General features: G+C 34.7%; 10 protein-coding genes and 1 pseudogene. 8 read left to right on the top strand and 3 right to left on the bottom strand.

All coding sequences use genetic code 11. The features are described 5' to 3' along the window. Window positions 1-440 precede the first annotated feature (440 nt). Together F6K22_RS41715 and F6K22_RS03905 are read left to right on the top strand one after the other, a co-directional pair. A complete protein-coding gene (locus F6K22_RS41715) occupies window positions 441-611 on the top strand; it encodes a zinc ribbon domain-containing protein (RefSeq protein WP_363272796.1) in 171 nt (56 codons plus the stop codon). Window positions 612-1,016: 405 nt separating this feature from the next. Next, window positions 1,017-1,478 carry a DUF2267 domain-containing protein gene (locus tag F6K22_RS03905; RefSeq protein WP_293093503.1) on the top strand — a complete coding sequence of 154 codons (462 nt, stop codon included), beginning with the start codon at window positions 1,017-1,019 and terminating at the stop codon, window positions 1,476-1,478. Between the two features lie 137 nt (window positions 1,479-1,615). On the opposite strand, the gene F6K22_RS03900 is transcribed toward F6K22_RS03905, so the two are convergent. Further along, window positions 1,616-1,828, bottom strand: coding sequence for a hypothetical protein (locus tag F6K22_RS03900; protein WP_293093500.1), 213 nt, complete (start codon window positions 1,826-1,828; stop codon window positions 1,616-1,618). 1,170 nt (window positions 1,829-2,998) lie between these two features. Between F6K22_RS03900 and F6K22_RS41710 the strand changes: the two are divergent. Then, window positions 2,999-3,181 (top strand): annotated as a pseudogene (locus tag F6K22_RS41710) (YHS domain-containing (seleno)protein); the annotation flags it as partial. Between the two features lie 303 nt (window positions 3,182-3,484). Then, window positions 3,485-4,471, top strand: coding sequence for an arsenosugar biosynthesis radical SAM (seleno)protein ArsS (gene arsS, locus F6K22_RS03895; protein WP_293093506.1), 987 nt, complete (start codon window positions 3,485-3,487; stop codon window positions 4,469-4,471). A 490-nt stretch (window positions 4,472-4,961) separates the two neighbouring features. On the opposite strand, the gene F6K22_RS03890 is transcribed toward arsS, so the two are convergent. Then, on the bottom strand, window positions 4,962-5,102 hold the full coding sequence (locus F6K22_RS03890) for a hypothetical protein (RefSeq protein WP_293093497.1): 141 nt from the start codon (window positions 5,100-5,102) through the stop codon (window positions 4,962-4,964). Window positions 5,103-5,368: 266 nt separating this feature from the next. On the opposite strand from F6K22_RS03890, the gene F6K22_RS03885 reads away from it, so the two are divergent. From F6K22_RS03885 to F6K22_RS03870, 4 genes are all read left to right on the top strand, one after another. Continuing rightward, window positions 5,369-5,698, top strand: a complete 330-nt coding sequence (locus F6K22_RS03885; RefSeq protein WP_293093495.1) for an ArsR/SmtB family transcription factor — start codon at window positions 5,369-5,371, stop codon at window positions 5,696-5,698. A 1,038-nt stretch (window positions 5,699-6,736) separates the two neighbouring features. Next, window positions 6,737-7,177 (top strand): pentapeptide repeat-containing protein, encoded by a 441-nt coding sequence (locus tag F6K22_RS03880; protein ID WP_293093492.1) that lies wholly within the window; start codon window positions 6,737-6,739, stop codon window positions 7,175-7,177. A gap of 88 nt (window positions 7,178-7,265) precedes the next feature. Next, complete coding sequence (locus tag F6K22_RS03875; protein ID WP_293093489.1) at window positions 7,266-9,239, top strand: CHASE2 domain-containing protein; 1,974 nt, start codon at window positions 7,266-7,268, stop codon at window positions 9,237-9,239. 1,710 nt (window positions 9,240-10,949) lie between these two features. Beyond that, on the top strand, window positions 10,950-11,666 hold the full coding sequence (locus F6K22_RS03870; RefSeq protein ID WP_293093487.1) for a DUF928 domain-containing protein: 717 nt from the start codon (window positions 10,950-10,952) through the stop codon (window positions 11,664-11,666). Between the two features lie 844 nt (window positions 11,667-12,510). On the opposite strand, the gene plsY is transcribed toward F6K22_RS03870, so the two are convergent. Then, window positions 12,511-13,185, bottom strand: a complete 675-nt coding sequence (gene plsY / locus F6K22_RS03865; protein ID WP_293093484.1) for a glycerol-3-phosphate 1-O-acyltransferase PlsY — start codon at window positions 13,183-13,185, stop codon at window positions 12,511-12,513. Window positions 13,186-14,130 lie beyond the last annotated feature (945 nt).

The following is a 14,130-nucleotide window of genomic DNA, read 5'->3' as shown; positions in this document are numbered from 1 at the left end:
GATCGGCAACCGGGGTTAGGAACTGGCCTCGTTAATCGTCGATGCTCAAGCTCTACTGATTCGACCCGTAAACATACTGGCTCGATGAAGCAACTGGGGCAAGTGAAGCGATCAAAATCTCAAAGTGTAGAAACATTGGACGAGGTTTCAGAAACCCCGCCCGTCTACACAGCGGGGTAGTTCATTAAATACAGAAACAAAACAGAGCGTAGACGTTCAAACTCTTGGGCGTTTTATCAGTTGAGAACTTTCCTTGAATATAAAGGGATAAAAGAGGGCGTGAATGTCATGTCCGGTAGCATCGGTATTGTATAGCAAAGGTAGGGAACACTTAACACTTAACTGGGAACAGGTAAGAAGACTTAAGGGCAATAAAAAAACTTAAATTTCCTGTAGATATTCACCCTAACTTTTACACAAATGATACCAGCGGACATGATATGAATGTCATGGCAATCCCACCAGTTTATACTAGTCAAACCTGCCATCAATGCCTACATATTCATCTAGTTCCAGACAAGTATTATCGAAGCGGGAAAAACTTTAAATGTGGAAATTGCGATCATACCTGCGACGCAGACTACAACGGAGCAAAAATGATCGAAATTTAGGGTGCATCTGTAACCACGGGTGGAGGATCGAAGCTTCGCGCGCTGTGAACTCAGCTATGATTCTTCAGGACTACTGAAAGCTCGCACCATAGCATAGCTTGGTGTCGGGAAGGTGTTATACCAATTCACTTTAAAGATGTCACAAATAGTTTCAAACTTTAAATGTCAAATAATTGCCTCAAACCTTTCTCTTGTCAAAGTTTTTAGCCTATCCAATCTAACTTCTGAATTCTGAATTGTGTGAAATGGTGTTACTATATAGACTTTCAGAAAAGTGCTGATAGCTGAAAAGCTTTTCCCTGTTGCCTATTTCCTATTCATTTTACCAGTTATCTTTATTGTTTCCACAAAGCATATTAGCTTATGATATTATATCAATAATCTAATAAAATCAAGGGTATAATTATGACTGATTCTCAAAAAGTTCCTGTAGATGAAAAATTTGTACCTTTTCTCCAGAAAGTTCAGACTCAAGCAGGATTACCAGATATTTACGATGCTAGAGATATTAGTGTTATTGTATTTAGGACAATGCGTGATTTGATGACAACAGAAGCATCTAATCAAGTTGCTTCAGACTTAGCTTCTAGTAGTGAAAAACCAGACCCAGATGAAATAGGAGAACTTTGGAAAGATAATAACCCACTTGTTGCTTTTGTGAGTAAAATTCGTCCTCCACTTATATTTAATGGCGATACTTTTATTTTCCGAGTTAACCAAGAAGCTGGAGTTCCCAAAGGAATAGCACCCGAAACTGTAATTAAAGCTGTTTTTTCTGCTACTAAAGAAGAATTATCTCCAGAGAAAGTTCAAGAAATAGCTAGTTTTATGCCGGATAAAGTTAAGATTATGTGGAACGAAGCTTAGAAAATTGGTAAGCATTTCCTGGGGAATGCAGAGCTAACAGTCATCAGCTATTAGCTAGCCTCCTACAAAGGAAGTACGTTTTTTCCTTCGGAATGCTAATAGCTGAATGTTTGCCTAAAAATTTTTAGCAGTATTAGTTAAAGTATAAAATTCAAAGCGCTGAGAAAAATCAGTCTCTCCATAAATATTAAAAGTAATAGTTGCCTCTTGTGCCAAAGGTTGAACAGAATGAAGGCATCTGGCATCAAACTAATAATATCTTCTGCTTCTAAAATTTGAGTTCCCACTTGTTCAATTTTGTCAGGAAATTCTATGTCATTTTTTCGTTGCCAGAAAGTATTTTTTTTCATCCCACTTAAAAGTGCAACTATTCCCCAAGTAGCATGATTATGAATAGGTTAAATATTTCCTGGTAACCAAGCAACTATTTGCATAGTTAAATCAAAATATGGTTCTTCATAAAGTGTTAAAACTGATCGACTTGTATTTGGATATGGTTCTAAATAAAACGTTTGTAACTAAAGAGAAGTATCTAATAATAAACTCAGTAGGGGAGGATTTTTATGTAGTCTATTTTGGTTATTTTGTTATTTTTAAATAATATCTTATAACTCTGTGATAAAACGAGAAATTAGATATGGATGTATGGGTATTTGTCTGTGAATGATAGAGTTAAAAAAAATCACATTTACCGTCTTTATTTACTAAAAAATTACGATTTTTCATAAGGATGTAAATTTTTCAGCTTTTGGATATAATTATAGAATTATCTATTCAATAAATATAGGAAATAATTGATTATTATTGATTTCTTAATTGTTTCTCAGGTTAGATTCAGCTTACCTAGATTTAATTATAAGTATCTGCTAGTTAATAATAAAAAAAATAAGGAAAGTTGATTTATATGAAACTGTAATATTTTCTAAAATTTGTTATATTTCTCTTTTGAGTGTGGGAATAACTACTGTTTCTATTGCTAATTCTAATCCTCCTACCAAATCAAATACTACTACAAGTCCAGCGATCGCATAAAATATTTGTGTAGCCAAAAATTATTGCGGCGAAACTAATACCATGTTCGGTAAAACAGTTATAATTAGGTTCTTAGTTAGGCTAGAGCAAAAAGACAAGTAATTAAAGGGCTAGAGCAAAACCACAAACAAAAACTTTATTAGAAGTAATTACCCGCAATTCGTAGCTCCCCTGGTGGGGGCAGATGATATAACCCCTGTGCTGGTAAAAACTCAGAAAATATCTATAGGAATCAGGAATGATTTTGATAGATATTTAAGAACAATTAAGAGCGATCAAAATCCTTTGATATTCTGACTCGATCCTCCTGACTCTTGACTCCTAATTACCGCTAAAATCTTACAACTGAAATATGATTGCTGTGTATAGAGAACAATGTTGCCATTTGTGGCACAGATATAGTAGCCTACTTTTCCCAAAGTAGAGCAGTGCCAGGAAACAGCAAATATTAATATAAATGAAAAGGGGCAAACTAGTATTTTTCTAGTGCTGAAAACCAAGAGTTATTTGCTCAAAATCTAGAAAAATATGCACCTCAATATGATGGCTATTGTGCTTATTGTACGACAAAAGGACAACTAGCTCCCCTTAACCCCAATGCCTGGTCAATTGTTGATGGAAAACTCTATTTAAACTATAGTAAAAAAGTAAAAAGCTTGTGGAACCAATAGATTCCTGGTCATATTGATTTAGCAGATCAAAATTGCTCAAAAATAGCTGGTAAATAAGTAGTTAGTCAATATGGCAATTATCAGATTGGTGAGATACAAAACTTTTTTATCTTACTGGAACAAAAAAGAAGAAAGAGAGAAGAATACTGTACCTTATTAATATAAGAAACGTTATATTATTATCTCTGGTTAATAGATGGGAATATTTAGGAAAAAGCTCAAGTAAAACTTTCTCAAGTCAATTCCTATCCGTTAAATTTTTGCACAATTAATTTATTGAATTCGTTATTAAAATTTATGGCAATGATTCAAACAGCTTTTACGCCTTTCCAAACCAAACTTGGCACAACCTTAACTAAGAAAAAAATCACTGTTTTACAGATTAATCTTGGCAAACGTTGTAATCTAGCCTGTAGTCATTGTCATGTGGAAGCTAGCCCAAAAAGAACAGAAGAACTTACTGCAGAAATTTGTGAACAATTAATTGAGTTAATTAATAGATTTCCCCAAATTGAAACAATTGATTTGACCGGGGGAGCGCCAGAAATGAATTATGGTTTTAAACAATTGGTTGAAGCTGCAAGAGCCAAGAATAAAGAAGTAATTGTTCGTTCTAATTTGACAATTTATTTCGTGCCAGGATTTGAAGATATTCCAGAATATTGCGTTGAAAATCAACTCAGGATTACTGCATCCTTGCCTTGTTATTTAGAAGATAATGTTGATAAGATGCGTGGCAATGGTGTGTATAATGAATCAATTCGGGCATTGCAATGGTTGAATAGATTAGGATACGGAAAAAACCAAAATCTAAGAATAGATTTAGTTTATAATCCTCCAATTCCCAATAGAGATAAATTTGGACTTCCTCCCAATCAAAAAAATCTAGAGCAAGATTATAAGAATTATTTAAAAGAACATTTTAACGTGGAGTTTAATCAACTGTTCACAATTACTAATTTACCCATAGGTAGAACTAAACTGTTTTTGGAAAACCGAAAGATATATCAGCCTTATCTAGAATTTTTAGAGTCAAATTTTAATAGGGAGACTGTAGAAAATTTAATGTGTCGGAATGAATTATCAATTGATTATTTAGGTAATGTTTATGACTGCGACTTTAATCAAATGGAAAATATTCCGGCTAAAACAAGGAAAGGTGAAAAAATTACAGTAGCTAAGTTATTAGAAGCTAATAGTTTAGACATAATTGAACAAGTGCAGACAGAAAATTATTGTTATGGTTGTACCGCAGGTTGTGGATCTAGCTGCGGTGGTTCATTAGTCTAATTGAGACAGAAAAGAAATATTGTCAGCCTCAGCGCTCAGACCTCAGCTTCATGGCTAAAATCAAGAAGTCTAATGATAAGTACGGGGAATAAAACATCAATTCAACAATGAACAGTTAACAATTAATAATTACTTCTTGTTCAAAAGAAGAAAATTTACTCAAAAAAATAATTTTAGTTAATCCTTTTCTTTTAAGGAGAGGTCATTATTAATTGTTGAAAAAGATTGTTTGATTTAAAAGAAGCAATAAGGAAGAAGAAATAAGTTGTAAAGAAAGTCAGTCAAAAAATATAAATAATATCAAACAGGGTTCTCATAGTAATTTTTCACAACCGGATTTAGTCTAATACCAATTCCCATGCATTAACCCTAGACTTGGAGCAAACTTCAGTTATTAAGTAATTACATAATGTTTAATTACTTTTTTGTTAGTTCGAGCAAATTTAGCATTAATTATTCTTGTTTTGTACGGAGGTTGCATGCAACCTCCCTACCTCCCCCACTCCCCACCAGACCCCACTCCCCTACTCTGAAATAGATAAAGTTTTTGAGAAATGGTATAATTATTATTGGCAGGATTAGACAAACTATCATTCCCATTGGAAGTAAATAAATTGACAATTTTTTCCATTGCTATAATACTGAGTACTTAATAAGGGGTTTTGTCTCCAAACCCCTACAAACTGTTATGTGATTATTTTAATTGACTTAATTGCCAACCCCTATAACTTCCCGATACTATAAAAATGTGATAGGATAAAAATTAGTTATGTTTAATAGACATCTCCGAAAAAGAATGTAGGAAAGTTATATAAAACTTCCCTACAAAAGTTTTAAAAAAGAAATATTGAATTTCTGGAGATGTGTAATTAAATCAGCAAATCATACTAAAAATTAATGCCACAAACATCCCTAAAATCATCTCCTACTTTTGTAGCAGCAAGCTTTCATGCACTTTCTGACCCCTTACGAATACAAATATTAGAACTATTGCGGAAACAAGAGTTATGTGTCTGTGATATATGCGAGCGCCTGAATGTTCCCCAGTCAAAACTATCTTTTCATCTAAAAAATCTTAAGGAAGCTTCCTTAGTTCAAGGTCGTCAGAATGGTCGTTGGATATATTACAGTCTGAATTTATCTCAGTTGAAAATTTTAGAACAATATTTAGCAGAATACAAAAATATTAACCCCTTGCCAGCCGAGCTTTGTGAAAATAATGATTAATATCATGTCCTAATGAATAGTTATAAATAATTAGGGAGTCCTCAGGAGTTAGGAGGGAGAAGTGGTGGAAAAAAGAATATATCAGGAGGAGAAAAAGGAGAAAGTTTTTTATTGCTAATTAAGCGGACATTATATAACTTCAATACCTGTTGATTAATTGATAATGGACAAGGAATAATTGATAATAACCCCAGGAAACAACCGGAACGGAAATGAATATAAGGAAATATTATTTCTTTTCTTGGTCGATTGGATATGGGGAGGTTTCTTCCCCATCCCATCCTACTCATGCTCTGCTTTCCGACCGCCTTTTCTCCTTAAAAGGAAAGGCTTTAAACTTTTAGGGATTAATTATCAATTATCCATTGTAAAAGTCTTTTCAGTCAAGGTAAGCATTCAGCTATTAGCCAGCCTCTTTTAGAGGAGCTTTGCTAACAGCTCGAGCGCAAACCCAATAAAAACCTTAAAAAGGCTTTAAATGAATATAACCTTTAAAGTCTGCTTTGATAGTAAGATTCAATTTACCTCAACTAATAAAGCTTTTTTCCTAAACTAAAATAAATAGCTGACTGCTGTTTGCGCAGCATTCCGCAGGAAATGCTGACTGCTGAATGCTTACCAGTCAAGAGTAGAAAAATGTGTATAAAGGATATAAAAATACTGGGAATAGTAACTATAGTTTTTACCAAAAAAGCATCATCTCTAAAAAATTAGTTATCAGTTACAAAATCCTTAAAGCCTTACCCATCAATACTTTTGATTTTTGACTTTTGACTTGCCGAAAAATTAAGGTTTAAAAGCTCTCCTTTCAAAGAGAAAAAAGCAGTCGGAAAGCGGAGCATGACCTAGGATGGGATGGATGGGTTACCTAACCATATCCAATCGACCAAGACAACAAAAAAATTCCTTTTAACCCATCCTTCTATTACAGAAGAGGTAATTATTAATTATTAATTGTTAATTATTAATTATTGAAGAATAGCTGCATTACTCATTATAGTTATAAATAGTTAGGCTAAATTGTAATAATTCTAAATAATGATCGACCAACAAGTAGAACGAAACATTAGACTTTTGTTAGAGACTCGTGAGTGTCCAAACTGCCATCTAGAGGGAGCCAGACTAGGAGGAGTAAATTTAGGAGGAGCCAACCTTGGAGAAGCAAAACTACCAGTCGCCAACCTTGCAGGAGCCAAGTTAGGAGGAGCTAACCTTGGAGGTGCAAATCTTGGGGGAGCTTACTTGGGGGGAGCTTACTTGGGAGGAGCTAACCTTGGAGGAGCTTATATGGAGGGTGCTAATTTAGAAGGAGCTTATTTAGCCGGAGCTAACTTAGGAGGTAGCTATTTGGTAGGAGCAAATTTATCAGGAGCAAACTTAGAAGGAGCAAACCTGGGGGGAGCAAACCTGGAAGGAGCTAGTTTAGAAGGAGCAATTCTTATTGGCACAATAATGCCAGATGGTGCCAGACATAAGTAGGTGAACTGAGGTGAAATTTAGTAATCTCCATGCTTTTGTTCTCAAAATTAATTGATAGTTTGAATATCTATCTGAGTAGTACATAAGTGTGGAGAATACTCACTTACAACTGATTGAAAGAGGATTAATGGCCATTAAAATTATGGGGCTTATACATTTTTTCCAATGGATCAATAAAAAAATTAATTCTCTAACTATACCAATACCAGTAATTACCGTTTCTGGTATTACTATCCTCAGCTTACTATTTTTCAGACACTTAGGAGGATTCCAACCAGTAGAAGTCAGAGTATTTGATGGGATGATGCGTTTGCGGTCTGATGAGGAGCCAGATTCTCGACTATTAATAGTAGAGATAACTGAAGAAGATATTCAGTATTTGAACAAGTTTCCGATTTCTGATAGGATTTTGGCAAAAGTTTTAGTTTCTCTGCAAAAGCATCAACCCAAAGCAATAGGTATAGATATATATAGAGATATTCCTAATCAACCCGGTCATTCAGAATTATTAGAACAACTCAAAAAACCGAATATTTTTGCTATTACTTTCATTAACAACGATATCGATCCTACCATAGGGCCACCTCCCACAGTCCCTGACGAAAGAATTGGGTTTAATAATTTGAGTTTTGACCCGGACGGTGTACTTCGTCGTAATTTACTATTTACTAAAGATGATAACGATAAAACATGGACAGCTTTTTCTCTAAAATTAGCTCTTAGTTATCTTAAAGACTATGGAATTTTTCCGGCAATAACTGAAAATAATGAATATAAATTAGGTGAGGTACTATTTAAAGAATTACAATCAAATTCAGGAGGATACCAAAGAATAGATGATACAGGATATAAAATTTTAATTAATTATCGTAATTCTAAATCTGTTGCTCCCAAAATTAGCATAACAAAAGTTTTAAATGGTGATTTTGACCCTAAGTTAGTCAAAAATAAAATAGTTCTAATTGGTACTACAGCTCCTAGTGCCAAAGACTTATTTTTTACTCCTTATAGTTTGGGTCGTTTCAAGTTGTTAAAAATGTCAGGAGTAGAGGTTCATGCCCAAATTACAAGTCAAATTATTAGTGCAGTTCTTGACGATCGAAAGCTATTTTGGTACTGGGAGGAATTAACAGAAATATTATGGATTATCGGCTGGTCAATAGTTAGTGCTAGTCTGGCTTGGCAAATCAGAAAACCTCTTATTTTCGTCTTAATTAATTTTCTTACTTTGGGGATTTTAACAGGTATTAGTTATAGTATTTTTCTACAAATGATATGGATACCTGTAGCAGCACCAGTAGCAGGAATAGTTATCACAGGTGGGATAGTAATAGGTTATAAAATTCAAGAATCATGGCAACAACAAAATATGGTGATGAAATTATTAGGTCAGCAAACTTCTCCAGAAATTGCTAATGCTCTTTGGCAAGAACGTTCAGACTTAATTAATTGTGGAATTTTACCACCAAAAACAGTTACAGCAACTATCTTATTTACTGACTTAAAAAACTTTAGCACTATCTCAGAAAAAAAATCTTCAGAAGCTTTAATGATTTGGTTAAATAAATATCTGAGTGCTATGACAGATATTGTGATTAATTATCACGGAATAGTCAATAAATTTACTGGAGATGGAATAATTGCAGTATTTGGTATACCAGTACCTCGTAACACTGTTGAAGAAATTGCTATAGATGCTCAAAATGCAGTTAATTGTGCTTTAGCAATGGACAAACATTTGTTAGAATTTAATCGTCAATGGCATCAACAAGGTTCTCCAGAAATAAAAATGCGCGTAGGAATTTATACGGGAACTGTAACAGTTGGTAGTTTAGGCGGAAAAAATCGCTTAGAATATGGAGTAATTGGGGATAGTGTTAATATTGCTTCTCGGTTAGAAAGTTTTGAGAAAGAACGTCATCCAGGAATTTGCCGAATTTTGATTGCTCAGGAAACTTTCAAATATCTAGATGGAAAATTTCAAGTAGAATTTTGGGGTGATTTTTATCTTAAAGGGAAGGAAATACCAGTTGGTGTATACTTGGTTACTGGTAAAAAATAATTTTTAATTAACTAAAAATAAATTATTTACAAATAAACATTTGATGAAAAAGAATGTAGGGATTAAAAGACATTCCATGAAACTTCCCTACAAGAGTTTCATTGATACTCCCCGCTAGTCGCGAGACGGGGATTCTTAAGTAGTCCAAAAACGAACTCTTAATGGCATTATCGCTCGTGCCGCTACACGCTCAAATATGTTGACACATAGCCACATACCGATACGCTTACTTTACTTTCGCTTTCAGATATTATCACTTGTGCCAATTTGGTACGCTCCTCGTCCTGCCATTGTTTGCAGTGGTGTAGCCACACTGACGCACTTAATTTTTCTAACCGCTGGACTTACTTACAGGGATTTCTCCTTACTAGGACGATTCGGACCGCAGATTTTTTCCTACTTGCTTCTTCAATAGTATAGCGCTACTTGAAGAGGGAATAGGGAACACAGAAGGTGGGAACAGAAGACTGTAAAAGGGTTTCAGGATTTAAAAATGTCCTAACCTATTTGCGTAGTGCTATAACACAAAAACTAGAGATTTTTAAGGCGATTAAAATCGCCCGTTTAGCGTTCCGCACAACGCCCGTTTAGCTGCGCGACATGAAACGTTTTTCATCCACCCACTAAAGTGACGTGGCTTTCAAAAAACTCTCGAACTTCTTTCGTAAAAGTTTCTTTATCTGTTGGAGATATCTAATATAGGGGTAGCTGATTAACTATCAAAGCATTGACAGATAAAGCCTAAAGCCTTTATGGGTCAAAAAAAGTGCCAGCTTTTTGGTCCAAAAAGCTCAAAAAGTTAGCATTTTGGGCAGACAAGGGCAGAAAAATCAAGGGACTATTCTTCCAACTACCTCCTTTATAAATTTCCCTAACTCCTAACTCCTAATTCCTAACTTCTAACTCCTGACTCCTAACTCCTAATTCTTAACTCCTAACTCCTGACTCCTAACTCCTAATTCTTAACTCCTAATTCTTAACTCCTAACTCCTAACTCCTAACTCCTAATTCCTAACTCCTAACTCCTAACTCCTAACTCCTATGAAATCATACATTTATTCAGCAACGCCTTTTTTTCTTCCCTCCCTACTCCCTATTCCCTACTACCTAAAATCTAAAACTTGTGTATCTCATCAATTTGATAAACGCTATAACAATATTTTCTAATAGTCCAGTTACTAGCACAATTTATCATTTGATTAACTATGGAGTTTGCAGATCGGTTCTGAAAATAGATTATTGTTTACCGAAAAATTGTGGTGACTAGCCTCCCCTTTTAAGGGGATAAAAAAAGAGAATATTCCTGATGTCAATCCCAAAGCTTTCCGTTTGTCATGCTGCGCAAACAGCTAGAGGTACTGAATTGCGCAGTTCCTCCGGAGGAGGCTAACTGATAACTGATAACTGATAACTGATAACTGATAACTGATAACTGATAACTGATAACTCAAATGACTATCCTCCCAAAAATTCTCTAAAACCCTCTAATATTCTTTTTTTTCCTAATGCTACGAAAATTTTCCGCATAACCAAAATATAACTACGATATATAATAGTAATGTGAATAAATTCTCCAATTGCTCCTCCTCGCCTCTGAACCCTAAAAAATTAAAATGAATAGGCTAAAAGTCAAATAAAAATTTTCTAATTTTTAGGGAAAATACTTTCCAAGCAAAGCATAATTAGAAAAAATACAAACCTTATCTAACTATGAATATTTATCAAAAAAAACCACCATCTTCCCTAACACTCAAAACTCTTGTTTTGACAGTATTATTTCTCGGATTATCTACTATTCCCTTGTCAAGAAGTACATTTGCAAATGTTACTCCACAGACCGATAAAGGTACAAGAAATAGTGAAGGTGGAGCAACACGAGGTGACTGCTTTTATGATGGTCAAAAACCTCTAACTCCTTTAATCCCCATGACAAATAACAAACTAGAATTAACCCTAGCATCACATCCGACAATATTTATTTATGTGCCAGAAAATACAGCTATAGCAGGAGAATTTATCTTAAAAGATTCTAGTCAAAAAAAGGTTTATGAAAATATAGTAGCACTGCCCAATACTCAGGGAATTATAGATATTAAAATTCCTACCGATCGACCAGAGCTAAAAGTAGGTACAAATTATCACTGGACATTCAGTTTAATCTGTGAAACTCCTATTCCTGAAGCTGTCGTGGAAGGCTCAATTCAAAGAGTTAATCCAACTGAAGATTTAACAACAAAATTAGAAAAAACTCCAGAGAGCGATCGCTGGTTAATTTATTCAGAAGCTGGTATATGGTATGAAGCACTGGTTACTTTGGCAGAACAAATTCGTTCTAATCCAAACGATCTAAAACTTACCTCAGAATGGCAAAATTTACTTAACTCAGTAGGTTTAAATGAAGTAGCTACAGAGGAATTAAAGCAGTAATAACAAATGATTAATCAAGTCAGAAGTTATTTTTGTAACGGAGATTTTGAGCAACCCTCCAAAAACATTTTGCCTTAAAAGGAGGGTTGCATGACTCAATAAATTTCTGTTGTTGTTGAATCTTTAATAGTTTTTTCTCAAATGTCTATTAAACAACTTAATAGTCGTAGATTCAATGAATACTGAATATGATTACCTCATTACCGAAAATTTAAGGTATAAAGCCTCTCCTAATAGGAGAAAAAGCGGTCGGAAAGCGGAGCATTCCGTCAGGATGGGATGGCGAGGTTTCCGTTCCCTCCGGGACGCTACGCGAACTTCGAAGCTTTGCGAAGCGCAAACGCTTGCCTCCAATCGACCAAGAGAGCGGTCGTTTAGCTAGCCCAAAACGCGCGTTAACGGCTATTGGCGACTTGAATTGCCGAGCTTTCCGTAGGATGGGATGCACTACTAACCTAGCCATATCCAATCGACCAAGAGAGCGGTCGTTTAGCTAGCCCAAAACGCGCGTTAACGGCTATTGGCGACTTGAATTGCCGAGCTTTCCGTAAGGATGGGATGGCGTTTCGCGGAGCGACTTGAATTGCGCCATATCCAATCTCCCCTTGAGAAGAAAAAAAATTCCTTTTAGCCAATCCTATCTGTTATAAGAAGAGTTCATTAATGGATAATGGATAATTGATAATTGATAATTACAAGAAGGTTAAAACCTCTCGGGAATTGAATATAAGGAATATTGTCTTTGTTTTCCCCTATCCAAGAGGAGACTTCAAGGCGCGAATTATTTAATTATTAATTATTAATTATTAATTATTAATTATTCAACAATACCTAATAGTTTGGACTAAGACTCTGTTGATAACTTTTGCCCAATACGAGGTTCTGTACCAGCTAAAAGTCGCTCAATATTGCTGCTGTGACGCCAAATTACATATATTCCACCAACAATAGCAAATATTTCATAAGGAAGTGGTTTGCCTGTAATAAACATCAAACCAGAAACAGAAACAGCAGCAATAATAGAACTCAAAGAAACAATACGACTAATACTAATAACAACAATAAATACAGCAAGTGTTCCTAAGCCAACAACCCAAGACATTGCTAACAAAATACCCAGACTAGAAGCAACAGATTTGCCACCCTTAAAACCAATCCAAATAGATTTACTATGACCTACTATAGCCATTAATCCTGCTAAAATAACCATCCATTCTTTTGCTAGCTCAATATTAGTTATTCCAGCAGCAATAGTTAGATTTTGAGCAAAAAGGAGAGAGTAAATATAGCGAACCAAAGCTATCGCCAATACCGCCTTCAAAATATCAATAACTAACACAGCCAAAGCAGGTAACTTTCCCAAGGTTCTTAATATATTAGTCGCACCTGTGGAACCGGAACCTTGTTCACGAATGTCAATACCATAAAACCAAGAACCTATCCAATAGCCACTAGGAGTAGCACCCAAGAGATAGGCAATTATTAATATTAACCCATTTAAAACTAACCAACTAATCATTAATTTATTCCTTGAAAAAAGTAGTAAGAGAAGCCATTAATTTGATGTTGTACAATCAGGGAATGAGCAATCAAAAATAGTTATTTGGGGATAATTTTTTCCTCTACATAAGATAGTTAAAAATTAATGTGCAACACTCAAATTGAGAGCTAAGGATATAGGGTTTATCTCACTTTGTGAAGTACAGTTATCTTTATTTATAGCAATCGAAACAAAGCTTAGGACATTTATAAATGCTCAAACTTATCACGGATTACTTTTGATTTTTAACGTTTGACTTGCGCTATATCCCTGCCCTCGCGCCTCATAAATAGAAACCAATCCCTCAGAAATTTTTCAGAAAATTTGACTTTTTATTTCCCAGGGTATGAATTTGATTTTAGGGGATTAAAATTAGTGACGAGTTTCAATCTCCCACTAATTTTTACTTCTGAGTTGTAACTTCTGAGTTAATAATCCTTTTCCCTATTGCCTAAAACTTAGAATTTTTTTACCTCACTCAGAGACAGGAATTGCTATAAGTACGCCGGTGTTGAAAATTATCGTTGTGAAAAGGCAGGAGGCAGAGGGCAGAAGGAAAGAGAATTTTGAGCAAATTTACTTTTTGTTACATACTTCTGTTTTTTTTGCACCGTTCTACTTATAACTTTTGACTTAATTAGTAAGCATTCAGGTGGCTCGCGGTCAGCAATCAGCAATAAAAATGAAAATGAATAATTCCTTATATGGTTAAAGGAGTATACTTTAGTCATAACTTTTAATTCCCCTTGAAGACTAATTCCTTCTTCATCATAAGTTGATAATTTACCCAGAGACCGCATATATAGCGTTACAAACTATAACGCTATAGTTTTTGAACTCTATATACAGTACCTTTGTGTAAATCCTAAAGTTCATAACTTATAGCTGACAGCTTGAAGACTAATTCCTCCTTCATCATAAGTT

This window comes from Okeania sp. SIO2F4 (genome assembly GCF_010672385.1).
GTDB lineage: Bacteria > Cyanobacteriota > Cyanobacteriia > Cyanobacteriales > Microcoleaceae > Trichodesmium.
Note: the sequence above shows the minus strand (reverse complement) of the source record. Positions and strands in the feature narration are given on the sequence as shown.